Source organism: Chitinophaga arvensicola (assembly GCF_900110835.1).
Classification (GTDB): Bacteria; Bacteroidota; Bacteroidia; order Chitinophagales; family Chitinophagaceae; genus Chitinophaga; species Chitinophaga arvensicola.
The window spans coordinates 83,293-107,418 of the sequence record NZ_FOJG01000002.1; the positions used below are offsets into that span (position 1 = coordinate 83,293).

Sequence of the window (24,126 nt, forward strand, 5' to 3'; positions counted from 1 at the left end):
ATACTTTTGTGGTCAAACTATTTGTCTAATCCAACACCTATGAAGAGATTATTATTGCTGTCCTTTGTGACCATGTCCTTGTTTGCCTGTAACAGTGACAAGAATGACGCCCCAACTCCTGCTGTCGATTACAAAGATCCCAAAGTACTGTCCGGAGCTTTAACCGTGAAAAGTGGTACCGTCGTTACCGGTACAATGCCTGTTGGCACAGGCGCAGCTGGTGCACCGGTATTAAGTGCGTCTTCCAATAACCAGGTACTGACCGCCATCAATGGCCGTTACGCAGTGGTAGCACCTGAACTGGAAACCGGTAAGTTTAAGGGTTACTATGTAAAAGTAGCAGGCGCCGACAATTATTTCAAAGTGGAATTCCCTGCTAAGGCAGGCGCCCGTAAGGCAAAAAACGTGAAACACGGTTTGCTGCGTGGCAACATTCCTGATTCACTGATTCTTATCAAATTACCGGAAGGTTTGAACGTTGACACTTTCAAGCTTCAGTACGCCGTGTACGATTCTTCCAATGTAGTTAGTAATGTAATTACTGCTTTCATCGCGGTGCTGAAACCAGCAGGAGGTGCAGATGGCGCTGCTTTTGCCGGCACCTGGGAAAACTACCGCTACAAAGGTCCCAACAGTGCTAACTGGACCTATGTGATTGCCGCAGATACCGGCTGGACACCATTTACCTGCGTAAATAACGTGCTGACTTACGACGAAAAGGGAACGCCGACCATCACCCGCATCAACAGAACGTTGAAAGATCAGGCAGCGTTCAATACTAACGGTACTTTCACCTATGAATATCATGATCAGTATTCTTATCTCAACTATGACAGCTCAAAATGCAATAGTCTGAAATATGTTGAGAATGACGAACAATCCCTGGTATTTGGTGGCTGGTCCTATGTGCCGGCAACCAAACAGCTGATCCTCGTGGCCGACAATGATGGAAAAATAAGCGCTGACGATTTTAGCGTAGTGATAAATACCATCAAAGAAGTTACTGCAACTAAAATTGTAACGCAGGACGAAGATGGTTACATCTCTGAGATGATAAAGAAATAAGCAATTGTTTTAAGTAAAAAGTCAGGCCGGATTATTCCGGCCTGACTTTTTTTATGCTTCTCCGTGCCTATCTTCGTGGCGATGCAACCAGCACCACATATCATCACCCTGGAACTTCACCCGGAAGCGATGGCCTTCTTTAACCAGTTGCGGCGGGAGTACTATCCTGCCAACCGGGTAAAGGCGCATTTGACCTTATTTTACCGCCTGCCGGCAGATGCAGACCGCCTTGTTACTTCCCTGGAAGCAATTACCGCCCGGTCGCCTTTTACCATGCAGGTGAGCGGTTTACAGCCGTATCCTAACGGCCTGGCCTATACGGTTATCTCACCGGAATTGCTGGCATTACATCAGCTGCTGCAACAGGAGTGGGCACCCTGGCTCATTCCGCGCGACAGGCAACCACTCCGGCCGCACATCACCATTATGAATAATGTTACTGCGTTTAAAGCACAACGTATACATGAAAAGTTGCAGGCAGACTTCCGTCCGTTTGAAGTAACCGCCAACGGTATCAGCAGCTGGCGCTATCGCAGAGGGCCCTGGGAGCCGGTAGGGGAGTACCCGTTCAGAAATGAACTTTAGCAGGTTTTTACAAATAGATATGTGGGCTGTTTTCTGGATTATTGCATGAAAACGTATCACTTTGAAATGAAGGATTGGGTGGTTAAACTCCGGCACACACTCGTACCACCATGATAAAATCTATTGTACGGAGGACTACTGCTACGTCTGAATATTACATAAAAATCTATATCTGGTCTTCCATCAGTTCTTTCACCGGAACGTTGAGTGCGTTTGCCAAAGCAATGATTAAAAAGAGGCCCGGTTCTGATTTACCACTTTCCAGTTTTGAAATATAGTTGGGATAACTGTCTACTTTTACCGCGACATCCATCTGTGTAAGTTCCCGCGACGTACGAATTTTTCGCAGCCTATTGCCAAAATCAATTAATATTTGTTCTTTCGATCTCATTATTAATCACAAACATATAGATAAGATGCACAATAACACAGCCTTTATAAAGTATGTCTGATAGAATATGCTCTATGGTGTATATTTATTGTATTTTTTTCCTATATTTGTGGCCTAACCAACCGTAATATGACGTCGAGAATTGATTTTTCAGGCCCTGGAAACCACTTGTTATATTCTGCCAGCTGTGAAACAGAAGCGGCTGCGGAAGAGTTGATTGAACAGGTACTGGTAGATGACTGGTATGATGAAAACGGTCCCTATGCCATGAGCTGGTATAGCACATCCGGAGATACGGATGTTGTTATTCATATTTACCGGTTCCGCCAGGAGCCTCCCTATGCACGTATCGCATTTGAGACGTTTAACAGCCGTCAGTAATGATAAAAAGGGGAAGCCTTCTTTCAAAGAAGGCTTCCCCTTTTTTTTAACAGAACGATGAAATCAGAGCCTGTTTACGTGCTTGATCGTAACGGTCACCTCATAAGTTCCTTCCTGGAAAATCTGGAACTGGAACCGTGGATTTACGTTGTAAATCGGATCCGCAGTAGGAGCGTAGCCGGCATCTACTTTTACAAACTGGCTGGGGATACGATAATAGATCAGGTATCCGTAAGCGCTTTGTAACAGGGGAAAGGGAGTGGTTTCAAAGTTGCAGACCATGGAGGTATCCGTTTTTTCAAGCGGATGAAACTGTGCATAGGTCTGGAAATCACTACGATCGCCTCTCCGGATGATCTCTCCTTTGGACGGATTAAAATAGCGCCCGTTCTGATCGGCTATTTTTAGAATGATATTGGTACCCTCATCGGATATTTTTTTGATGGTGACGATCGGCGCACCGAGATCACCACTGGTGGTAGTGCCGTCTTTAAACCAGGCAGCACCGCCATCGCCCACATGATAGGGCGGTTCATCCACTAAGGTAATGGTTCCGATGTTTTTGTATTCTTTGGTGCCATTCTGATTGGAGGCGGAAATATCAAATTCATAAGTTCCAAGCGGTACTTTAACGGAGGTACCGTAAAAAGTAAAGGCGCCGGTATGTTCATTGAATTCAAAGCATGGGGTTGTTACCTTTTGCCTTTTGGTATTCAGCAATGCTATTGTCGTATCCTTCTGAGGATCGAATTTTCCAATCCATTCATAACGGTCAAACTTGGCAAACATGGAATCCGCATGCACGTGTTTATCTGCGGTGCGTATATCCAGCAGTTTATACACCACCGGGGCGCTGGAACCATCGTTGCTTACAGGATTGGTTTGTTGTACCTGTCCGCGTTTTATCTGTATGGGATTATCGACATAGCGTATCTGGGTGCTGAGAAAACCGTTTTCCACTTTAGCACAACCGTACATGGCTCCCGTAAGGGCCATTACTACTGCACCGATGACTTTTATATTTCTTTTCATGATCATTGCGTAAGGGTGAATACTCAGTTAAACTTGTCCGCGAAATAAGTGAACGTATGATTGTTGTTCAATACGTGCAAAATGCCGTTGGTAGTCAGAATACCCGTTGTCTGGCAAACCGCCTGCAGGTATTGTTCCGGTATCGTACCTGCCAGGTCAGCATCTGTGGTGGGCACCGGATGTCCGGGTTTGGCCACCAGCTTGGTCAGGTAGAGGTACACCGGGTATTGTGTAAATACACTGCCATCTGTGTAAGCGGTGTTTGGAATGCCCTGTACCAGTCGTAGTTCCCCATCATTGGATTTATACAGTTTACCTGTTTTCGTCGCTTTGTCCAGGGTGATCAGGTCTTTGAAAAGATAGGCGCGCAGCGAATCTTTCATCAGCCTGAAATCCAGGGAGTCGAACGTGAACTTATAGTTGGGATCTACCCTTATTGTACGTTCCTGTTCCTGTCTTTGAATGATATAATTATCGATATCATAGTCGGTGATGGAAAAGAAAGTGCCGGTAGCATTTACTTCTTCCTTTAAACCTGTTTTATCGATGAGCAACACCACGGTATCAAACAGCGGGTTGGTTTTCAGATAGTCGTAAGTGGTCATGTTTACATGCGGATCATGCACACTGCCGCCAATCGTATAGTCCTTTTTGCAGGAGAATAAAGCGACCGCCAGAAGCGCCATGAAAAAGAGATAGAGCGTATTTTTCATACAACTGATTTTAATGGATTAAAGTTTACCTCTCCAGTAAGGAGTTTGTACCAGGGTGAAGTCGTCTTTGAACATATTCGGATCGATAGGCCATAACCAGCCGCCATTTCTGAACTGATCATCCGGGAAATGTTCGTTGTAACCATTACCTGCGCCGAGTTTTTTATTGCGCACCAGGTCATAATAAGCCTGACCTTCATAGAAGAGTTCCCGAAGGCGTTCTTCCAGGATGGTGGTTGCGAGATCATCACCGGTACCGGTGTAAGGATCCAAACCGGCTCTCTTGCGCACCAGGTTAAGCAGTGGCAGCGCGTCTCCGTCTTTATGCAATTTGTTCAGCGCTTCTGCTCTCAGGAGCATGATATCTGCCAGGCGGAAGATGTTCAGGTTATTGGTCATGCGCGGATCTTTTTTGGTAGCGCCATCTGCATAGGCAATGTTGGCGTACTTGATGATCTGGCCCTGGTTACCACCCAGTCCGTAAAAGATATCTTTAAACCGGACATCTTTATCAGCGTCGGTGTATATTTTAGAGAGATAAAATTCACTTACCGGCCACTCGATATAGTTTTTGCCATCGATGAAGGGCATCATCAGCGTTTTACCTGCGCCGGAATTATCCGCCAGGGAAAGGCCTTCTGATTGACCATCATTGATATTGATTTCAAAAATCCCTTCGAGTGTTTTGCCGATGAATATTTTCATGTAGTTGGTAGAATCTACTAAACTGTAGCCACCTTTGGTGATCACTTCATTGGCCGCTGCCTCGCAACCGGCGTAGTCGCCTTTCCACGCCAGAATATGTGCCTGGAGGGCCAATGCAGCACCTTTATTCGCTCTTACTGCGCGGTTTGATTCGTCATCGTAGCCAAAGTCAAGATTGGTTTTCGCGATTTCCAGATCGGCCAGGCATTGTCTCCATACGCTGTCGGCCGGACTTCTCGGAATGTTCTTTGCGCTGGATACATCCAGGTCCGGCGCCAGTTTCAGCGGCACATCTCCCCAGATCCGGCTCATATAGAAGTAAGTATATGCGCGGAGAAAATAAGCTTCTCCGATCACATGCCTTTTGGTATCGATATTTACAAATTTGTTATCGGCAATGCCCGGCACTTTATTGATGATCAGGTTGATTTGTTGGAGCAGTTGATAATACTGCTGCCAGTTCCAGTTTTCACTACCCACATTCAGCCCCACAAATTGCCCGTTGGAGATATTGAACATCCCGTTGTCGCGGCTGCCATCAATGGCCAGTTCACCGGATACTGCATCGCCGTATTTATGCCAGGAATTATCCCGGATCAGGATATTACGCAGTATCGCGTAGGCGCCGGCGAGCGATGTTTTGGCATCTGTTTCTGTAGAAAAGTAGGCATTGGTGAAAGTGGAATTATGCGGTTCCTGATCCAGTATTTTTGAACAGGACGACACCAGCGTTGCTACTAAAATAACAGCAGCTGCACAAGCGGTATATAAGCGTTGTTTTTTCATGATTTTCTTTTTAATAATTAAAGGCTAATATCCAGTCCCAGTGTGAATTTTCTGGGAATGGGATAACCACTGCCGCTGTATATTCCAAAAGCATCTACCTGTTCAGGATCAGGTATGTTTTTAGATTGTTTGAAGATGTACACGTTATCTGCCAGCGCATAGATCCTTAAGCGTCTGAAATGGATCTTATCCAATACTGCCTGATTAAAGGAGTAGGAGAGCGACACATTTTTTACACGGAAATAGGAACCGCTTTCAATCCAGGCAGAACTCACCATAGCGTATTTGTAGTGCGTACCATTTACAGAACTGAGACTAGGGAATTCTGCTTTATCGCCCGGATTGCGCCAGTAGTTGATATTGCTCAGGTCAGGCATCGCGTGTGTGGACAGCGAGTGATACGGATCGGGGTCGCCATCGTCTGTTGGTACCAGTTGGGACAGCTTTCCAGCGAGGTAATCGTTGAATATTTTACGGCCACCGGTAAAGGTACAGAACACATACAGGGTAAAGCCTTTATAGCTGAACGTGTTACCCAGACCACCGGTTATTTTTGGATTAGGATTGCCTGCAGGTACGTAGTCGGTGGCGTCAAGAATGCCGTCGCCGTTGGAGTCCTGCCAGATAGGATCGCCTCCTTTAAACGGATAGTTATAAAAACTGAGTGGCTGGCCGGTCACCTTGTTTACCGGTACATCTGCATCGGTCAGGTAAATCCCTGTTTTCTTGAACACGTTGTAGGAGTTCAGTGGTTGTCCCTGGCGCAGCAGGAATTTGTCCAGGTATATATCGCGTCCGCCATTTGGCAGGGAGGTGATGAGGTTATCGTTGTGTGCAAGGTTTAATAAAGCCTGCCACTGGAATTTGGAAGATGGTTTCAGCACGTTGGCAATCAGCTGCAATTCTATCCCGGTGTTGCGTATGCCAATAGCATTTGCCGTAAGCACGGAATAGCCGGTGGTAACAGGTACATTCAGATTGAAGATACCGCCGTTGGTATTCTTGATATAGGCATCGGCTACGATGTTGAAGCGCCCGTTGTAGAGGGTGGCATCCAGCCCGACGTTGGTTTGCGTGTTCTTTTCCCAGCTGAGGCTATTATTGGTCAGGCCTTTGTTAAAGTCGAGCGATACCGCAGGTATGCCGTTGTAAGCAAAGGCGTAGTTGTTGCCGGTAGCAGGATTGTTACTGCCAGGGAAGTTACCCGCACCGATGCGGTAAGTGTTATAGGAAAGATAGTTATCTCCTCCATCCGGTTGACGGCCGGTTACACCATAGCTGGCGCGTAATTTCAGGAGGGTAAGCCAGTTGCTGGCAGATTTCAGGGCTGGTTCATCGCTGATTACCCAACCACCGGATACAGAAGGGAAGTAGCCCCAACGGTTATTCTTACCAAAGCGGGAAGAGGCATCTGCCGTAATTACAGCCGATAACAGGTAGCGTTCTTTATAACCATAGTTGGCTCTTAAGAAGAGCGACTGGATACCACTTTGTAACAGATCGGAGCGGGTATCCGCCAGGTTCCTGTTCAGTACTGTTACCGTACGGATCTGATCATTGGGTATACCAATGGCAGACGACTGGGTAGCCCTGTATTCCCAGTACTCCGTGTTTTGGCCTGCGAGGAAGTTGAACCGGTGGTCGTTATTTAAGGTAGTAGTGTACTGGATGGTATTGCTCATCAGGTAGTTGTTGGATTTATCCACAAAACTGCTGGCCTTACCGGTACCATCTCTTCTTACTGCACCAGGTGTATAGGAATCCATCCGGCTGTTGGTTTGCGTAAAGGAGATGACGGTAGTGAAGTTGAATTTATTGGAGATCTTCCATTCAATGATAGGACTGATAGACAGGTTATCATTGCTGTTTTGATCGGTATTGTTGGTATTGTTTCCGAAGATAAAATCTTTATTCGCCGGTGTCATGTACAGCAGGCTGGTAGGTAATGCATTGGAGGCATAATACCCGCCGTTAAACGGACCAAAGCCGCCGGAGAGATCATTGATAGATCTGGGACGGTCTATCCTTGAATAACGGATCTGTGTGTTGATCTGTACGTTGGGAGAGAGGGTAAGCCCGGTGCTGCCGCTGAAGCTATAACGTTTCAGACCGGATTTCCGGATGATACCCTGTTCATCGTAGTAGTTGAGGCCATAACGGTAATTGATCAGGTTATTACCACCGGAAATAGAGAGATCGTAATTATCTACGCGACCGGTCTGGTACATGCCGCCCTGGTAATCGTTGGCGTTATTGAAGGCCGGATTAAGACTGTCGGTCAGTACCTGCGGAATATTCCTCATATTGCCCCAGTTGCCATAGTGCTGGATCAGTTCCATTTTTGCGCGGCGCTCTTCTGCGCCAATCAGCACTTTGCTCAGTTGCGGCATTTCGGTGAAACCGTGGTAGGTAGCAAAGTCCAGTTTCGGTTTGCCGGAAATACCTCTTTTTGTTTTGATGATGATGACCCCGCCGGCGCCTCTGGAACCATAGATCGCGGCAGCAGAAGCATCTTTCAGGATATCTATACTTTGAATATCGTTGATGGATATACCGGCCATTACATCGGTATTGGTACCGGAGCCGTAGTTGATGGCGGCAATGTCTTCCGTGGTTTGCGGTACGCCGTCGATCACATAGAGGGGACCGCTCAATGCGCGGGCCAGGCTGGTTTTACCATCTGCACTGGTGAAGTCGCTGTTGATGTTACGGCTTACAGCGGTATTACCGCGCATCACCACATTACTTCTGATACCGGGTTCGCCGGAGTAGTTCTGTACATCCAGACCGGGTGCGCGTCCCTGCAGCAAGGCGTCAAAAGTAGGGGTGGGTACGTCCATCAATGTTTTCGGATTAATGGAAGTAACCGCTGCAGTTACCGTCTTCCGGGAAGCTTCCTGGTAACCGATGATCACCACATCTTTCAGATTTTTTTTGTCGACAGGTAAAGTCACACGAAGATGTGCATTGCTTTCCTTTACCGCAACAGAATAAGGCAGATAACCCATCATACTGAAGGTGAGGGTGGCGCCCGGGTTCATTTTAAGCGTGAAACTACCATCTGTGGTGGTAATGGCGCCGGATTTGGTATCTGAAATGCTGACAGATACGCCCGGCAGGGGATTGCCATCTGAGCCATCCTTCACGATGCCTGATACGGTGATCTGCGTGGAGGCAGATTTTACCTGTGCATTGCCTGCAAGACACAGGAAGGTAAGGCAGAACGTTAACAACATAACAGCGCCGTTACGGCTGTTTTGTGTAAAATTAACAGTCATGTAATTTGGTTTGAACTGATGAAATGATACTGGAATGCTGATTAACCAGTTGTTGTTACGATATTGGCTGAATTAAAAATTGGTTGAATAATGATACAGGCTCGCTCTTTCCCGGAATGTCCGCTATAGCAGGCAGACTCGCCGGAATGAATTAGCAATAAATAAAGCCGGAAGAGCAGGTATAAAATGACTGCTTCCTGCATACTTTGGTTGACTGTGTTTAAGTAAATCTGATAATGCTCTGCTGTTGGTATTTAAATTTTGGTTTGTTATAATCTGGTTGAATGTGTTTAATGCAATGCCGTTATAATCCCGTTAAATTGTTTAATCCGAATAAAAACCAGTGCTCAGCTGTCGGTAAATTTTGGTTCGATCCCGTATTTGTGCTAAATCGATTTTATAAATAAGTCACAGGCGTTGAATATGAGGATGAAATTAGTATGAAGGAGAAAAATAACTTGTTAATGAAATTTAAAAGATTGTAAACAATGTTAAAAGCAGCTGTTTTTGGAGAAGGGGTAAAAGATACACTTGCAGCGGATTTGCGGTGGTAAAGATAATATTTTTCGGGTTAGCGGAGGCCGTATTTTCCGTAAAGCGGAAACTGCTTTTTTAATAGACGTTTAATACATTGTTAAAATTATATATATTTACGGGTAGTTAATACACCTATCCTAAATGATACCTATGAAAAAATGCTACTTACTTTTCAGCATACTGCTGATCATCTGGGGTATTCCCACTTTTGCGCAACAAGGACCCAACCCGGGCAGCAGGGCCAAAGCGGCGGCTGTTTTCACAAAACTGCTCAATGATGCAGCCAGCGCTTATCCGCCGGAGTTATCAAATTTAACGGAGTCGATGGCAAAAATTGAATCGTCTTTCCGCGTAAACGAAGAAGGGATCTTATCGGTTACCTTCCGCTACCCGGTTGAAAACAGCTACAGCCTGTACCGGCTAACGGCGCCCGTCAGCGCTATTAAAGGCATTTTCTATGATTACTATATCGGGCTGGAGTTCGCCGCCAACGTGGTAAAAATAGAAGAGAGCGACAAGGGAAGCAGGGAACTGAAAGAGAACAACACACTGGCGCTTTTCCATATTGCCCGGCCGGGCGACGGACCAGAAGGAGAAAAGCTTAAAATAAAGATGGAACAGGCCCTGCAGGTATTCCAGGAAAATTATAAATAGCCGCCTGCCACCTTTGAGAAAGTTATGTTAAAAAAACGATCCTGTTCCAACAGGATCGTTTTTTTAATAGCGCCAGCTTATATTTATCCGGTAAACACGGTAGCATGAAAATCCTGTTCCACTATTATAAATCCCTGCATAGTTTCAATATCCCATTTTCTCTTCTGGTAAGTTTGTTTGGGCTGATAGGACCCAATAAACTGGAAAATGTGATGCAGAATTTTTTCATCTCCCTCATGACCGGTGGCTTCCTGCTGTCTGTATTTTTTTACGGATTGGTATTTGAAAACAGGTATTATTTCTATTACAATAAAGGTTATTCCAAAATGCGGCTGATCACCTGGTCGTATCTCCTGAACCTTTTACCACTCCTCGTTTACGCGCTGATAAAAATTTTCGGGCTATGATTAAAAATGAGTTACATGCTGATAGTGTTTTTAAGTATATCAATGGCAGGGAGCTGCTGACCGATTGTTTTTTGCGATGTGAAACCGGCGAAGTGGTGGGTATTTTAGGGAGAAATGGTTGCGGGAAATCTACCTTTCTGAAAATCATTTTTGGTACCGTCGACTGCCACCATAAATATGTTAGTATCAATGGCAAAAGATATGAGGCGCCCTACAAAACCGCAGGATTGATGGCCTATCTGCCACAACAGCCATTTTTACCAGGAACTTTAACGGTGAGGGAAGTGATTGATGTATTTACAGACAGTGAGGACGAAAAAAACAACGTGTCAGATGATGAATATATCAGGCCGCATCTTTCCCAGAAAGTAAATGCACTTTCCGGAGGAGAGCGACGCTACCTGGAAATATTGCTGCTGGTAAATTCTGCTGCCGCGTTTATATTGCTGGATGAGCCTTTCAACGCCCTCGATCCGTTAACCAAAGAGCGCGTGATGCTACTGATCCACGCATACAGAAGCAAGAAAGGATTTATTATTACAGACCACGACTACCGGCATATTATTGCTGCCAGCGACCGCATCATCCTGGTAGCAAACGGGAGTTTTCAGCATATTCATGCCTTAACGGAACTGGAAGACAAGCATTATCTTCCGCCGGGGAGCCTGGCGTTTTCCGGGTTGATATAAAACTGGCCGGTATACGATCACGCCTATACGGGGGCAGAAATGATACTGCCCGCAATACATTTATCAGTAAAAAAGCAAAGTATATGAATAAAAAGCGTGTATTGACAAGCATGTTGGTATGGTGTTGTTTGATAGCATCCGGACAGGTGAAGCCAACGCCCGTATTTGTTTCGGGACAGGATGGACATGCCAGCTACCGGATTCCGGCTATCGTTTCTTTACCCGGAGGGCAGCTGCTCGCCTTTGCAGAAGGCAGGGTAAAAGACTCGGACGATTTCGGTGATATTAATATCGTCATGAAACGCAGCAGCGACCACGGTAAAACCTGGTCGGCTTTAACGCAGGTGGCGGACTACGATACGATGCAGGCCGGTAATCCGGCTCCGGTCGTGGATCTCACCGATCCTGATTTTCCCGGTGGCCGCATTTTTCTGTTCTATAATACAGGCAATAATCATGAGGGACAGGTGCGCAAAGGAAAAGGGTATCGGGAAGTATGGTACATTACCTCCACAGACGGAGGGGGTACCTGGTCTGTACCGGTGAATATTACCACGCAGGTACATCGTCCGCTTCAACCGGCAGTGAATCCGGCCTGGAATTTTCCGGAAGATTGGAGAAGCTATGCCAATACACCGGGACATGCGATGCAATTTAGCCGTGGACAATACAAAGGGCGTATCTATGTAGCAGCCAATCACTCTGCGGGCACGCCCAAAAAAAGATTTGAAGATTATCAGGCGCATGGTTATTATACCGATGATCACGGGAAAACTTTTCATCTCGGGGCTTCCCTGCCAATGCCTGGCTCCAATGAGGCTACTGCCACGGAGTTATCTCACGGAAAATTAATGATCAATACCCGTAATCAGCGTGGTGATGTAAAAGCCCGGTTGGTGGGTATCAGCGCCGATGGCGGCGCCAGCTGGGAACGTACTTATACCGACCCGCAGCTGCCGGACCCGGTTTGCGAAGGAAGTTTGCTCAACATCGGCTGGAAAAAGAACAAAGCCATACTGGCTTTTTGTAATGCGGCAGACACAACAACCCGCGATAACCTTACCCTGCGTATCAGTTATGATGAAGGACGCACCTGGCCGGGCAAATATGTGATAGCTGCCAGTGGTAAAGCTATACCCAGCTATGCTGCCTATTCAGATATTGTGAAAATAGATGAACAGCATATCGGGGTATTGTATGAAGCAGATAATTATACGAAGATTGTTTTTGTACCACAATCACTGTAAAACGTCCATGGGCTGACCCTGATGAAGGGTCAGCCCATTTTCCGGGTAGCATCCGTCCGGAAATTAGTTCAGCTCGGGCAGTTGCTTGCTCAGGTAGCCGATGAAAGTCCAGATCTCCAGTACTTCATCTATGTTCACCACCGTCGTTTCATATTGACTGTTCAGCGAATGCAGCGATAACGTACCATTCTTTTTGATATGGTTGCCTACTACTTTGAAAACGATTTCTTCTTCTCCGCCTTTCAGCACCAGTACACAGGCCGTATTGTTTTTTAAATGCGACCAGTCCTGCAGGTACTGTGCAATGATATGGCTGCCATCCGGGATGGGTTCCATAGAATCGCCGCTGATGGGGAACATGCGGATGGTTTTTCCTCTTGGCAGATCCGGCAGGGTAAACTTCGGCAATCCGGCTATAAAGGACGGATCGCTGAATCCACTACGGTAGCCTGCTTTGGCACGTGCCGGCACAAACTCCATATTTTCTTCGTTGCTGTTATCTACCGTAATCGGAAGAATCCGTATATGCCTGCCCGTGAGATCTATTTTGTTGCCGGCTTCCAGCTCCATCAATTGCCCTTCGGGCAGCTGCGACAGATCTGTTTTTACCAGCAGATCGATGTCTATTTTGAAGTAGCCGGAAATCAATACCAGGTCTTCCATCCGTGGGTTGCGCGTTTTACCGCTTTCCTGGGCGGTGATCTTGTTGCGGTTCAGCCCCAGCAGGTCAGATAAATGCTGTTGTGAGATCTTTTGTCGTGTCCGTAATAATTTAAGATTAGCGGCCCAGAAAAGGGGCTGTTTGTCCATGTATTATATATTTACAATAAGTTATATTTATAATTAACAAGGACAAATGTAGGGCTTTTTACTCACTCTCTTTCTTCAGCAAACTGTTTAATTGCTGGTAGAGTGCTTCTCCGCTGAGGTCTTTGTTAAAGATCATCCCGGTAGAATCGATCAGGAAATTCTGGGGGATTGCTTTGATCCCGTATACTTTGGCCGCCTGGTTTTTATCTTTTTTAGGATCAGAGAGATTGGTCCATACGAGGCTGTCTTCTTTGATAGCATCCAGGAGATATTTTCTATCTGCCGGTGGGTCGAGTGCGATGCTGATGATAGTAAAGTTTTTATCCTTGAACGCGCGGTAAGCTTCCAGGATCTTGCGGTGTTCGCGCCTGCAGGGTTCACACCAGGAGGCCCAGAAATCGAGCAATACCGTTTTGCCTTTGAAGTCGGAGAGCTTCACTGGCTTGCCGCTGATATCGGGTACTTCAAAGTCGGGCGCATCGGATCCCACCGTAAGATTACGGGTGCGTTCAATTTCTTCGGCAAATGCTTTTCCTTCCGGTGTATTGCGGATTTCCTCAGAGAGTTTTTTAAAGAGCGGTTCGATCTGGTCGGGGTTCAGATCCATACCCGCGAGTTCTTCCAACGCCATCAGACTGAAAAAGGAGTTGGGGTTTTCTGCGATGTATTTATGTTGCAGGAGCTTCTGTGCTTCATAAGACACCTGGTAGCGCAGGGCCATTTGCTGTTTGAAAGCAGGATCCTCTTTTTTGGTGGCAGATGCCCGTTTATATTCACGGGAAAGTTGCCGGATCGATTTCAGCACCGATTTCATGGAGGTGTTGAAGGTAATCTCTTCCTGGTTAAGGGGAGAAGAGATGCGGGCCTTGCTGATCAACTCATTGCCGGTTACTTTGGTATCACCTTTTTCCAGGAAGAAAATCCGGGTGTCTGCATTGGGAGGCAGCTGCATAAAATCCATGCCTGCGCCGCTGGGATCAAGGATCAGCATAGCGCGCATAGGTCCTTCCAGCGTCCCTTCAAAATGAAATTCACCGTCTTTGATCTCAGAAGAGTCGACCACCAGTGCGTCGTTCACTACCTTGTTCAGGTAAACTTTGGCCGGACTGTTTTGCTTAGTCAGTTTGCCATTCAATACGTATTTTGCAGACTGGGCATTTATGAATGCGGGCAAACACAATGCGAGAAGTGTTATTTTTTTCATAAGATATGCTATCAGTACCCTAAACTATCAACAAAATGTATTCAATTCGTGGTGCAAGGATTTTGTTAATTACGGAATAACAAAAAAAATGGAGAATCAGAATAAGTCCCCCCACATCCTCAACACCTCTTCCAATTTACTGGGCTTTTGCCTGATTGTACTTACGTCAATCCGGGTTGCACGGTTTAACAATGCTACAATTATTGACGACTGTACCGGCGTGGCCGCCATCCTCCTGATGGCCAGTTGCCTGTTGTCGTTCCTGTCGCTGAGAAGCGCAGAGGGTATTACCAGCGAGCGCCTCGAACAGATCGCTGATTATACTTTCCTGGTGGCATTGGTATGTATAAGTATCACAATTGTTTTTGTATCTTTTAATCTGCTGAGTTAGCAGATGACCATTGTGCGTGTTTGGTAGATTGGTAATATCCCTGTATCATGAAGATTCGTATATATGAAGAAGCCAGAAAGGTCTGGAATATTCTGGCGGACCGTGCCGACCCGCCAGATCTCGCCATGGAGCTGGAGATTCACCGGAAGGTCCTTAATTTTTTCCAGGTAGGGGATTGTTACTACTTTATATTTAATGCGGTAAAAGGAGAGTTTGATTATATGCATCCCGGTGTTCAGGAGGTGTTGGGATATAATGCACAGGAATGCACCATACCCGTGATGATGGGCTTCATTCATCCGGAAGACCTGGGCTGGTTCCTCGAATTTGAGCAGGCCACGGTGAATTTCTTTTCTGCCCTGCCGATAGAAAAAGTACTCCGGTATAAGGCGCGTTATGACCTGCGGCTCAGGAAGGCAAACGGAGAGTATGTGCGGATGCTCCAGCAGGCTACCTGTATACAGCACGATGAAAACGGGGCGGTATTGCGTACCCTCTGCGTGCATACCGACATTACACATCTGAAACCCACCGGGCAGCCGGTGTTGTCTTTCGTGGGATTGGAAGGAGAACCCTCTTTCCTGAATGTGGATATTAAAAAAGGATTTACACCCAGCCGGGAAGTCATTACCAGGAGAGAAAAGGAAGTACTGCGTTTAGTCCTGGCAGGTATCCCCAGCCGGGAAATTGCCACACAACTTAATATCAGTAAACTGACGGTAGATAAACACCGGAAAAATATGCTAAAGAAAACGGGCATCAAAACCGCTGCTGAACTGGTAGTGAAGGCCCTCCGCGAAGGCTGGGTGTAAAAAAGGCCACGACTACTTTTCTGCGATGGCCGTGGCATACACATTTCTCCGCCTTACCCCCACGATCGTTACACCGGCAGCCAGCAGTAAGCTGACAGCTCCGGCCCAGGGCGTTGCCGCCAGTCCGGCTGAAGAGGCCACAATCACACCGCCCGCATAGGCTCCTATAGCGGCTCCCGCATTAAAAGCTGCAATATTCAGCGCAGAGGCCACATTCGCCGTAGCGGGTGCCATTTCTTCGGCACTTTGCACCACATATAACTGGGAGGCCGGTACGGTGGCAAATGATAATCCGCCGATAATAAACAGGTTGATGATAGCCGGCACCGGTGAATGCATGGTAACAGTAAACGCTACCAGTGCCACTGCCTGCAACAGCAATATATAACGGAGGGAGCGGAGCGGATTTTTGTTGGCCAGCTTTCCTCCGGTTACATTGCCAATGGCTACCGCGATGCCATAGATCAATAGCATAATACTGACCAGGGCAGGGGCTATGCCGGTGATGGAGGTCAGTAAGGGCGACAGGTACGTAAATACCAGGAACACCCCTGCATAATTTAATACGGTTGTCAACAGGCCAAGTAAGACTTTCTTATTCCGGAATACCAGCAGCTGTTCTTTCCAGTGACCGGCAGGTTCATTCGGAATATTACCCGGTAGCAGCAGCATATTGGCAGCCAGACCAATGGCGCCAAGCAATGCTACGCCCATAAAAGTAGCTCTCCAGCCCAGTTGCTGTCCGATGAAGGTGCCCAGCGGTACTCCGGTGACCATGGCAATGGTGAGGCCGGCAAACATCAGTGCGATGGCAGAAGCCCTTTTGTTGGGTGGTACAATCGCAGCGGCAATGGTAGCGCCTACGGAGAAAAAGACCCCATGTGCAAACCCGGTGAGCATACGGGCTGCCACCAGCAGATAGTATCCTTTTGCAAATACGGCTAAGGTATTACCGGCAATAAATAAGATCATCAGTGATATCAGCAGTTGCTTCCGGGGAAGTTTGTTGGTCATGGCAGTGAGCACAGGAGCGCCGATCGCCACGCCGATGGCATAAAAACTGACCAGCAGTCCGGCTGCCGGAATGCTCACCCCAAGATCGCCGGCAATTACCGGTAATAATCCTACAATGACAAACTCCGTAGTCCCAATCCCGAAGGCGCTGATCGTTAATGCCCATAATGCAGCGGGCATGCGGCTTTGGGCCGCTGTTGCCCTTAATGTAGTATCCATATTATTGTTGTTTGAAAAATCACGATGCAAAGATGGCATTAACACTTATATAAAATAAATAAGGTGATTTAGAGATAGCTATAAAGTAATTTATACCAGAAAATAGATTATTGTTTATGTTGTTCCTTTTTTATATCATTGTTATGGTAATACACCACCAACTTTTAGGCAATAAACAACCAGATCGAATAAGAGCAACAGCCGCTCGTTTTTTTTGTCCACTAAGCAAAAACGTTTTAGCATACTCATGAACATAGAGGAGATCAGTGAATGGCAGATACAGATATCGCGTTATGATGATGAACAGGCTTTTGCGCGTTTGTTTCGTCACCTCTACGACCGGTTACTGCATTTTTGTATCCGGTATGTACACATCCGGGAGGCCGCTGAGGAAATTGTATCGGATGTTTTCGTGAAACTCTGGAACCGTCGCAGCGAACTCGAAAAAGTGGAAAATCTGCAGGTCTATCTTTTTGTAGCGGTAAAAAATCACTCGCTTAATTACCTGGAGCAATATTCCCATCTGCGTATCGTACCGTTATCCGGCTCCGATACGGCCGACCTGCGCAACAGTATCGACCTGGAACGCGACCTGGAATGGAAAGAGATGCGCTTCAGAATGGACCAGATCGTAGCTGCCCTGCCGGCTCAATGCCGTCGTATCTTCCAGCTGATCAAAGAAGATGGGTTTAAATATAAAGAAGTAGCCGAAATCCTCAACATCTCCCCGAGAACCGTGGAAACACAGCTGTTCCGCGCCATGCGCCGCCTCAACGAAGGACTCGGCAGCCTGGGTAAAAATAAAGGCGTATTACCGCCGCTGATTGTGCTCCTGGCACTGTCTTTCCCCGCCATCTGGTAACGCTGATGTTGTCATCTCCCGTAAAATAATACCCACCTCCATCTTCCCTCAAAATTTTTTTTCTCCGCTTGTAAGTAATTCCTGCCCCGTTACCTGTCCTACTATCTGAACACGATTCCATTTTATGATAAACGAAGAACATTTCGTCTTACTGGTGACCCGTAAACTGGCCGGGGCAGCTACTTCCGCAGAATTGGCGGAACTGGACGCCCTGCTGGAACAGCATCCGGCGTTAAAAGAAAGATACCATCATCTCCACCACTACTTTGAAGATCCGTTACACCTTTCTGCAGAAGATACAGAACAGGCCCTGCAACGGACACTGTCTAAAATAAAATCACCACAAACGGGCATCATTGTACACGCGGATCTTACTAAGAAAACAAGGAGATGGAAATGGCCGGCAGCAGCTGCGGCAGCTATTCTATTGATCAGCGGCGCCTTATGGTTCGGTAATCATTCCCGCAACACCAAAGATCCCGGCAAAGAGCAATGGGTGAAAAGAAGTAACGGCAAAGCTACCCGGTCGTTTATAGAACTGGCCGACGGTAGCAAAATCTGGCTCAACGCCCAGAGTGTACTCACTTATCCGGAAAAATTCAAGGGCGACAGCCGCGAAATTTTCCTGGAAGGAGAGGCTTTCTTTGATGTGGCCACCAACGCTAAACGCCCGTTTATTATACATCTGAAAAAAGGAACCATCAAAGTACTGGGCACCTCTTTTAATATCCGGGCCTACGAAAATGAACCTGTACAAACGGCAGTGGTAACGGGTAAAGTAGCTTTCATTCCCCGTTATGAAGGCACTAAAAAAATCAGTGATACCATCCTGGTAACACCGGATGTGAAAGTGACGTACACCGCCAGCAGTGGCACCCTGATCAAAGGCAATACCATCGGGTCGGAAGATAAAGCCTGGACAGAAGGACGACTCATTTTCAGGAACGCCACCCTGGAAGAAATCGGCGCCAGTTTGCAGCGGAACTTCAACAAACAGGTAGAGTTTGAAGCAAATGCACCTAAGCAATACCGCCTCACGGGATCGTTTCACAATAATTCACTCGAAGATATTATGTACTATCTCAGCAAATCAAAAGCATTCCACTACCGCATCACCGATTCAACACTTGTAATAGGAGAATAGCATAAGCCAACATTAATATTTATTCATTTTTAATCACCACTACGTTATGAGAAAGGAACTATACCAGTCTTCTTTTCGTCCGCCTTTCCTGTCGCTGATCATCTGTTTATCGCTGCTGAGCGTGCTGGATCTGCATGCGCAGGTAGCCTATGCGTCTGGTTCGCGCCGCCAGGTGCAGCATCAGCCGGCGAAGGAACGGGAGAGGCCACCATCAATGAATTACCTCGTTAGCCTGCAGGTAGATAATGCCAGTCTTGCTAAAGTGCTGGAACAGATTGAAGCACAAACTTCCCTCGTATTTGTGTATTCCAACGATGATATCAAAACAGCACAGAAAATATCCCTGAATGTAAAGGATAATAAACTGGATGATGTATTACAAATGATCCTCTTACCACTGGAGATCAATTATGAACTCATCGCCAATAAAATCATCCTGAAACGTGGTAACATGGCCACCACCGGCGACCAGCAACAGGACATCACCGTTACCGGCCGTGTAGTGGATAATAAAGGCCAGACCATTCCCGGCGCCAATGTGCGTGTAAAAGGAATGAGTGTTGGCACCGTTACCAATGCAGAAGGTAATTATACCCTGAAAATACCTGCCAGCGCAGCTAACGGCGTACTGGTATTTTCTTCCGTAGGATATGTTACTTCAGAAATCACCATCAGTGGCAGAACAAGCATCATTGCCATGCTCACGGTAGATTCCAAAGATCTCGGGGAGATTGTGGTAACGGCTTATGGCCAACAGAAAAAAACACAGGTAACCGCCTCTATCAGCACTATTAACGCTAAAGACATTACCAGCAGACCTTCTGTGAATATGTTCCAGGCCTTACAAGGTCAGGCGCCCAATCTCATCATGCAACAGAATACCGCCGAACCCGGTGCTGCTATGACCATGAACATCCGTGGCGTAGGTAGCTTAACCGGCAACGCGCCGCTGGTGATCATCGATGGTGTGCAGGCCGGTAGTAATGGTTTGCAGAACCTCAATCCTTATGATGTGGAAACCATTTCTGTATTGAAGGATGCCGCTTCGGCCGCCATCTATGGTTCACAGGCCGCTAACGGCGTCATTTATATTACTACCAAAAGAGGTAAGAAAGATGAACGCCCAACGGTACAGTATAATGGCATGTATGGCTGGCAAACGCCAACCACCCTGCCCCGGCAGGTAGAAGGCTGGCAGTACATGACACTGAAAAATGAAGCGCTGGTAAACTCCGGTAAAACACCGCAGTTTACCCCGGAAAATATCCAGTACTGGCAGCAGCGCGGTTCTGAACCGTCGATCCTGCATGAGATGATCCGCAAATATACCCCGCAGCAAAACCATAGCTTAAGTATGACCGGCGGCGGCAAAACCAGCAGCTACCTGTTTTCCCTCGGCTACCTGGATCAGGGAAATATGTTGCAGAATAAATATGTACCGCAGGATTTCTACTACAAACGCTACAACGCCCGCCTCAATGTATCTGTAGATGTAAGCAAGTATGTAAAGGTGAGCGGTAACGCCGCTTACACCCGTTCTACTTTCCGCACACAGGTATCTGATATGGGCTTCCTGATCCGCGATGCGATGCGTGTACCACGCACCACGGCGGTGAAAGATACCCTCGGTAACTGGGTAGTACCACCATTAACGAGCAACAGCGTATTTGCATTGCTGGCACAGGGTGGTTACAACATGAGAACAGTAGATAACCTGATGGGTGGCGTAGATGTAGTGATCACACCGGTGAACCATTTCAAGATTAACCTGAATGCCTCCGGTAACTACAACATCGATAATACCTTCCGTCGTAATAATAAATTTACCTACGCACCTTATTATACCACTGCTACGCCTCCGTTGTATAACCAAACCTATAGCGCTGAGAACAAAGACCTCACCACGAACGTATACGCTACCGCAGAGTATGAGAACACTTTCCGTAAGCACTATGTAAAAGGTCAGGTGGGTGTGCGCAGTGATGCCGTAAATGAAGGCTATGGCTTCCGTGCAGAAAGATACGGTACCACTAATCTGGATAACGACTGGTCTATCGGTGGCGGCTATATCCCCAAACCGGATGGCACTTTCGACTACCGCGATCTCAATACTTACAACGATATCACCAACCCTAACCTGTATGCGTTGAACTCTCTTTTCGGCAGGGTGAACTACGTATACAATGATAAATACCTCGCAGAGTTTACCTGGCGTTATGACGGATCCTCCAAACTGGCTCCCGGACACCGCTGGCAGTTCTTCCCGGCATTTTCACTGGGATGGCGGCTCACCGATGAAAACTTCATGCAATATGTGAAAGATAACATCGGTAATTTCAAACTGCGCTATTCCTGGGGACAGGTGGGTAACTCCAATATCGGCGGCTTTAACTACCTGGCCAGGGTACGACTTACCGACGACAGGAATTCTCCTTATACCACCGGTAACTACTCCTTTAACAATACACCGGCTAATGGTGCTACTTTCTCCACTTACAACGACCTGTTGCAATGGGAAATTTCTACCATGAGCAACTACGGCGTAGATGCAGAGTTCTTTAAAGGTAAGCTGACTGCATCTTTCGACTACTTTAACAAGATGACCGACGGGATCTACCTGTTCCAGACCGTACCGGGTACCGCAGGTACTGCCGCCCCACTGGAAAACGTAGGTAAAGTGAATAACAAAGGATGGGAACTGGCGGTCAACTATCGTATGACCACCGGTCAATTCCACCACAACTTTGGTTTCAATCTGGCGGATAACCTCAACAAGGTGATCAAATTTGGCCAGGAATCTATACGAGGTTCCGATGTAACATTCATCATCAAAGAAGGATTCCCGATCGCTTCCTACTATGGTTACAAATCTGATGGACTCTATCAGAACCTGGACGACATCAAGAATGCGCCCAAAGTGCCATTTGCCTATAACCAGCAGGTGATGCCGGGAGATGTGAAATATATTGACCGTAACAAGGATGGTGTAATCGATGAAAACGACCGTTATATCTTTGGTAATCCTTTTCCCCGTTACACCTTTGGTTTTACATATAACGTAAGCTGGAAGAACTTTGACCTCACTATGTTCTGGCAGGGTGTAGGCAAACGCTCCCAGTTCCTGAGAGGGGACATCGTAGAGGCCTTCCATAACAATGAAGACCATGCCATGATCCAGCATCTCGACCGCTGGACGCCTACCAATCCGGGTGCTTCTTATCCACGCCTCACCATCGGCTCTGCAGATGCGAACAACTTTGCTTATTCCGATTACTGGTTGTTTGATACCAAATACCTGCGACTGAAAAACTTCCAGCTGGGCTACAACCTCCCGGCAGCGCTGGTAAGCAGGGCACGTATCCAGGGTGTAAGGGTATATTTCACCAGCCAGAACCTGATCACGATTATGCCTAAACGATTCCGTGAAATTGGTGTAGACCCTGAGTTTACTCAGTTTGATGATAAGTTGTCCATGTCTAATTACAATCCTATTGCAGGACGTAATTACCCGAATGCGGCCACTTTTGCCTTTGGTCTGGATGTTAAGTTTTGATGCCTAAACAATCACTTGTATGAAGAAATTACTTTTATCAATATTACTGGCAGGCGGATTATTCGGTTGTCGTAAACTGGATCAGCCTATCACGCGGGAGTTTACCGAAACGGCTTACTGGCGCGATTCACAGGATGCCCTCGATGCACTCACCGCCTGCTATGAGCATCTTTCAAAAGATGATTATTTCTTTGGAGATGAAGCGCTGAGTGACAACGCCTATAACAGCGGCGGCGGTCTGATTAACGTTAATGCTATTGCCAATGGCGGCTACGACGCAGCCAACGGTCGCGTGGCAGATACCTGGAATTACTATTACACCACGATCCGTCGTTGTAATACCGTTACCACCAACATTGACCGGGTGCCCAATATGGATGCCACACTGAAAGCGCGTATTGTGGCAGAAGCCCGTTTTATCCGCGCCTATGCTTACTTTCAGCTGACAGCCTGGTATGGTGATGTGCCTTATTACACGAACCTGATTTCCATTGACGAGTCCCGCACCATTGCGCGTACAGATAAAAACCAGATCCAGCAGTTTGTGCTGGCAGAACTGGCAGCGATCCAGAAAGATCTGCCAACCAATGTGCAACAGGCACAGAACGATCGTGGCCGCGTTACCCGTGGTGCAGCTATCGCCCTCAGCGCCCGTGTACACCTGTTCCGCAGCGAATGGCCCGGTGTAGTAGCCGACTGCGAACAACTGATCACCAAAACAGATAACGGTACCTATTCACTGTTTCCAAGCTATAGCAACCAGTTTACCGTAGCCAACGAATACAACAGTGAAGTGATCCTGGACCTGCAATACGGTGGTGGCAGAACGTACGACAAACAACGTTCCTTTATGCCGCAGACTATTGCTGCCTTAAGAAGCGTACTGGTACCTACGCAAGACCTGGTAAACGATTATATCATGACCAACGGAAAGGCCATCGGTGACGCAGGTTCCGGTTATGATGAAAACAATCCGTATGTGAACCGCGATCCGCGTTTCGAAGCCACCATCCTGCATGATGGCTCCAAGGTGATCGATTTCACCGGTACCGTACAAACCATCCTGACGAAGCCAGGCTCCGTACCGGCTACCAATACCGTGGATGACCAGGGTGCATCTCCCACCGGTTACTATTTCTATAAATATTACGACCGCGCCGCTGCCAATTATGCTTCCAGCCTGAACCTCATCATGATCCGTTATGCGGATGTATTGCTGATGTATGCAGAAGCAAAGAATGAACTGGCACAGATGAATGAAGCGGTGTGGAATCAAACTATCCGGCCGATCCGCGTACGGGCTGGTTTTACTGATGCAGGCGCTACCCAGTTTAACGCTGGCCTGACTCAGGATCAGCTTCGTACCGGGATCCGTCGTGAAAGACGTGCTGAGTTCGCGTTTGAAGGACTGCGTGTATACGATATCCGCCGCTGGAAAACGGCAGATGCTGTGATGAACAGACCTGTAAGAGGTATTAAAGTGACTTCCGGCGCATTCAACAAAGATCCGAACGGTTATATCATCGTGGAAAACAGGTTGTTTACCAATCCCAAACACTACCTGTGGCCGGTGCCAACCGTAGAACGCGATCAGAATAAAAATCTTTCACAAAACCAAGACTGGTAATATCCTTCCACCTAAAACTG

The 24,126-nt window shown here is 47.1% G+C and carries 21 protein-coding genes; 13 read left to right on the top strand and 8 right to left on the bottom strand.

The window, feature by feature from the left end:
* Positions 1–39 precede the first annotated feature (39 nt).
* Both BMW79_RS17585 and BMW79_RS17590 read left to right on the top strand, forming a co-directional pair.
* Positions 40–1,065, top strand: coding sequence for a hypothetical protein (locus tag BMW79_RS17585; protein WP_089896984.1), 1,026 nt, complete (start codon positions 40–42; stop codon positions 1,063–1,065).
* Positions 1,066–1,146: 81 nt separating this feature from the next.
* Positions 1,147–1,650, top strand: a complete 504-nt coding sequence (locus BMW79_RS17590) for a 2'-5' RNA ligase family protein (protein WP_089896985.1) — start codon at positions 1,147–1,149, stop codon at positions 1,648–1,650.
* Positions 1,651–1,816: 166 nt separating this feature from the next.
* Here the strand turns inward: BMW79_RS17590 and BMW79_RS17595 are convergent, their stop codons facing one another.
* Positions 1,817–2,041, bottom strand: coding sequence for a helix-turn-helix domain-containing protein (locus BMW79_RS17595; protein WP_089896986.1), 225 nt, complete (start codon positions 2,039–2,041; stop codon positions 1,817–1,819).
* A gap of 129 nt (positions 2,042–2,170) precedes the next feature.
* Here BMW79_RS17595 and BMW79_RS17600 point away from each other — a divergent pair, with 129 nt between their 5' ends.
* Positions 2,171–2,422 (top strand): hypothetical protein, encoded by a 252-nt coding sequence (locus BMW79_RS17600; protein WP_089896987.1) that lies wholly within the window; start codon positions 2,171–2,173, stop codon positions 2,420–2,422.
* A 63-nt stretch (positions 2,423–2,485) separates the two neighbouring features.
* Here the strand turns inward: BMW79_RS17600 and BMW79_RS17605 are convergent, their stop codons facing one another.
* Genes BMW79_RS17605 through BMW79_RS17620 form a run of 4 tightly spaced genes read right to left on the bottom strand, consistent with a single transcriptional unit; the run spans position 2,486 to position 8,936 of the window.
* On the bottom strand, positions 2,486–3,454 hold the full coding sequence (locus BMW79_RS17605; protein ID WP_089903866.1) for a DUF5007 domain-containing protein: 969 nt from the start codon (positions 3,452–3,454) through the stop codon (positions 2,486–2,488).
* A 23-nt stretch (positions 3,455–3,477) separates the two neighbouring features.
* Positions 3,478–4,167 (bottom strand): hypothetical protein, encoded by a 690-nt coding sequence (locus BMW79_RS17610; RefSeq protein WP_245752567.1) that lies wholly within the window; start codon positions 4,165–4,167, stop codon positions 3,478–3,480.
* A gap of 18 nt (positions 4,168–4,185) precedes the next feature.
* Positions 4,186–5,658: a RagB/SusD family nutrient uptake outer membrane protein gene (locus tag BMW79_RS17615; protein WP_089896988.1), complete on the bottom strand. Its 1,473-nt coding sequence runs from the start codon at positions 5,656–5,658 to the stop codon at positions 4,186–4,188.
* Between the two features lie 17 nt (positions 5,659–5,675).
* The gene (locus tag BMW79_RS17620; RefSeq protein WP_089896989.1) at positions 5,676–8,936 is read right to left on the bottom strand and encodes a SusC/RagA family TonB-linked outer membrane protein; all 3,261 of its coding nucleotides are present in this window, start codon (positions 8,934–8,936) and stop codon (positions 5,676–5,678) included.
* A gap of 687 nt (positions 8,937–9,623) precedes the next feature.
* Between BMW79_RS17620 and BMW79_RS17625 the strand changes: the two genes are divergently transcribed.
* The 4 genes from BMW79_RS17625 (at position 9,624) to BMW79_RS17640 (ending at position 12,470) form a co-directional block, all read left to right on the top strand.
* Positions 9,624–10,127 (top strand): hypothetical protein, encoded by a 504-nt coding sequence (locus BMW79_RS17625; protein ID WP_089896990.1) that lies wholly within the window; start codon positions 9,624–9,626, stop codon positions 10,125–10,127.
* Positions 10,128–10,231: 104 nt separating this feature from the next.
* Positions 10,232–10,534: a hypothetical protein gene (locus tag BMW79_RS17630; RefSeq protein WP_089896991.1), complete on the top strand. Its 303-nt coding sequence runs from the start codon at positions 10,232–10,234 to the stop codon at positions 10,532–10,534.
* Positions 10,531–11,223, top strand: a complete 693-nt coding sequence (locus tag BMW79_RS17635; RefSeq protein ID WP_089896992.1) for an ATP-binding cassette domain-containing protein — start codon at positions 10,531–10,533, stop codon at positions 11,221–11,223. The genes BMW79_RS17630 and BMW79_RS17635 overlap by 4 nt, the downstream gene beginning before the upstream one ends.
* A gap of 83 nt (positions 11,224–11,306) precedes the next feature.
* Positions 11,307–12,470 carry a sialidase family protein gene (locus tag BMW79_RS17640; RefSeq protein WP_218150371.1) on the top strand — a complete coding sequence of 388 codons (1,164 nt, stop codon included), beginning with the start codon at positions 11,307–11,309 and terminating at the stop codon, positions 12,468–12,470.
* 63 nt (positions 12,471–12,533) lie between these two features.
* Here the strand turns inward: BMW79_RS17640 and BMW79_RS17645 are convergent, their stop codons facing one another.
* On the bottom strand, positions 12,534–13,280 hold the full coding sequence (locus BMW79_RS17645) for an XRE family transcriptional regulator (RefSeq protein ID WP_089896993.1): 747 nt from the start codon (positions 13,278–13,280) through the stop codon (positions 12,534–12,536).
* 58 nt (positions 13,281–13,338) lie between these two features.
* On the bottom strand, positions 13,339–14,484 hold the full coding sequence (locus tag BMW79_RS17650) for a TlpA disulfide reductase family protein (protein ID WP_089896994.1): 1,146 nt from the start codon (positions 14,482–14,484) through the stop codon (positions 13,339–13,341).
* Positions 14,485–14,572: 88 nt separating this feature from the next.
* On the opposite strand from BMW79_RS17650, the gene BMW79_RS17655 reads away from it, so the two are divergent.
* Together BMW79_RS17655 and BMW79_RS34250 are read left to right on the top strand one after the other, a co-directional pair.
* A complete protein-coding gene (locus BMW79_RS17655; RefSeq protein WP_089896995.1) occupies positions 14,573–14,875 on the top strand; it encodes a hypothetical protein in 303 nt (100 codons plus the stop codon).
* A 47-nt stretch (positions 14,876–14,922) separates the two neighbouring features.
* Positions 14,923–15,687, top strand: a complete 765-nt coding sequence (locus tag BMW79_RS34250; protein WP_089896996.1) for a LuxR C-terminal-related transcriptional regulator — start codon at positions 14,923–14,925, stop codon at positions 15,685–15,687.
* Between the two features lie 12 nt (positions 15,688–15,699).
* Here BMW79_RS34250 and BMW79_RS17665 read toward each other — a convergent pair whose 3' ends face one another.
* Positions 15,700–16,920 carry an MFS transporter gene (locus BMW79_RS17665; RefSeq protein ID WP_218150372.1) on the bottom strand — a complete coding sequence of 407 codons (1,221 nt, stop codon included), beginning with the start codon at positions 16,918–16,920 and terminating at the stop codon, positions 15,700–15,702.
* A 247-nt stretch (positions 16,921–17,167) separates the two neighbouring features.
* On the opposite strand from BMW79_RS17665, the gene BMW79_RS17670 reads away from it, so the two are divergent.
* From BMW79_RS17670 to BMW79_RS17685, 4 genes are all read left to right on the top strand, one after another.
* Positions 17,168–17,782: an RNA polymerase sigma-70 factor gene (locus BMW79_RS17670; protein WP_089896997.1), complete on the top strand. Its 615-nt coding sequence runs from the start codon at positions 17,168–17,170 to the stop codon at positions 17,780–17,782.
* Positions 17,783–17,906: 124 nt separating this feature from the next.
* Positions 17,907–18,926, top strand: a complete 1,020-nt coding sequence (locus BMW79_RS17675; RefSeq protein WP_089896998.1) for a FecR family protein — start codon at positions 17,907–17,909, stop codon at positions 18,924–18,926.
* 46 nt (positions 18,927–18,972) lie between these two features.
* Complete coding sequence (locus BMW79_RS17680) at positions 18,973–22,479, top strand: TonB-dependent receptor (RefSeq protein WP_089896999.1); 3,507 nt, start codon at positions 18,973–18,975, stop codon at positions 22,477–22,479.
* Positions 22,480–22,498: 19 nt separating this feature from the next.
* Positions 22,499–24,106, top strand: a complete 1,608-nt coding sequence (locus BMW79_RS17685; RefSeq protein ID WP_089897000.1) for a RagB/SusD family nutrient uptake outer membrane protein — start codon at positions 22,499–22,501, stop codon at positions 24,104–24,106.
* The last annotated feature ends 20 nt before the right edge of the window (positions 24,107–24,126 follow it).

Bases quoted from the DNA above. Each gene is read 5' to 3' on its own strand.
- BMW79_RS17585 (WP_089896984.1), top strand. From the start codon at position 40: ATGAAGAGATTATTATTGCTGTCCTTTGTGACCATGTCCTTGTTTGCC.
- BMW79_RS17590 (WP_089896985.1), top strand. From the start codon at position 1,147: ATGCAACCAGCACCACATATCATCACCCTGGAACTTCACCCGGAAGCG.
- BMW79_RS17595 (WP_089896986.1), bottom strand. From the start codon at position 2,041: ATGAGATCGAAAGAACAAATATTAATTGATTTTGGCAATAGGCTGCGA.
- BMW79_RS17600 (WP_089896987.1), top strand. From the start codon at position 2,171: ATGACGTCGAGAATTGATTTTTCAGGCCCTGGAAACCACTTGTTATAT.
- BMW79_RS17605 (WP_089903866.1), bottom strand. From the start codon at position 3,454: ATGAAAAGAAATATAAAAGTCATCGGTGCAGTAGTAATGGCCCTTACG.
- BMW79_RS17610 (WP_245752567.1), bottom strand. From the start codon at position 4,167: ATGAAAAATACGCTCTATCTCTTTTTCATGGCGCTTCTGGCGGTCGCT.
- BMW79_RS17615 (WP_089896988.1), bottom strand. From the start codon at position 5,658: ATGAAAAAACAACGCTTATATACCGCTTGTGCAGCTGCTGTTATTTTA.
- BMW79_RS17620 (WP_089896989.1), bottom strand. From the start codon at position 8,936: ATGACTGTTAATTTTACACAAAACAGCCGTAACGGCGCTGTTATGTTG.
- BMW79_RS17625 (WP_089896990.1), top strand. From the start codon at position 9,624: ATGAAAAAATGCTACTTACTTTTCAGCATACTGCTGATCATCTGGGGT.
- BMW79_RS17630 (WP_089896991.1), top strand. From the start codon at position 10,232: ATGAAAATCCTGTTCCACTATTATAAATCCCTGCATAGTTTCAATATC.
- BMW79_RS17635 (WP_089896992.1), top strand. From the start codon at position 10,531: ATGATTAAAAATGAGTTACATGCTGATAGTGTTTTTAAGTATATCAAT.
- BMW79_RS17640 (WP_218150371.1), top strand. From the start codon at position 11,307: ATGAATAAAAAGCGTGTATTGACAAGCATGTTGGTATGGTGTTGTTTG.
- BMW79_RS17645 (WP_089896993.1), bottom strand. From the start codon at position 13,280: ATGGACAAACAGCCCCTTTTCTGGGCCGCTAATCTTAAATTATTACGG.
- BMW79_RS17650 (WP_089896994.1), bottom strand. From the start codon at position 14,484: ATGAAAAAAATAACACTTCTCGCATTGTGTTTGCCCGCATTCATAAAT.
- BMW79_RS17655 (WP_089896995.1), top strand. From the start codon at position 14,573: ATGGAGAATCAGAATAAGTCCCCCCACATCCTCAACACCTCTTCCAAT.
- BMW79_RS34250 (WP_089896996.1), top strand. From the start codon at position 14,923: ATGAAGATTCGTATATATGAAGAAGCCAGAAAGGTCTGGAATATTCTG.
- BMW79_RS17665 (WP_218150372.1), bottom strand. From the start codon at position 16,920: ATGGATACTACATTAAGGGCAACAGCGGCCCAAAGCCGCATGCCCGCT.
- BMW79_RS17670 (WP_089896997.1), top strand. From the start codon at position 17,168: ATGAACATAGAGGAGATCAGTGAATGGCAGATACAGATATCGCGTTAT.
- BMW79_RS17675 (WP_089896998.1), top strand. From the start codon at position 17,907: ATGATAAACGAAGAACATTTCGTCTTACTGGTGACCCGTAAACTGGCC.
- BMW79_RS17680 (WP_089896999.1), top strand. From the start codon at position 18,973: ATGAGAAAGGAACTATACCAGTCTTCTTTTCGTCCGCCTTTCCTGTCG.
- BMW79_RS17685 (WP_089897000.1), top strand. From the start codon at position 22,499: ATGAAGAAATTACTTTTATCAATATTACTGGCAGGCGGATTATTCGGT.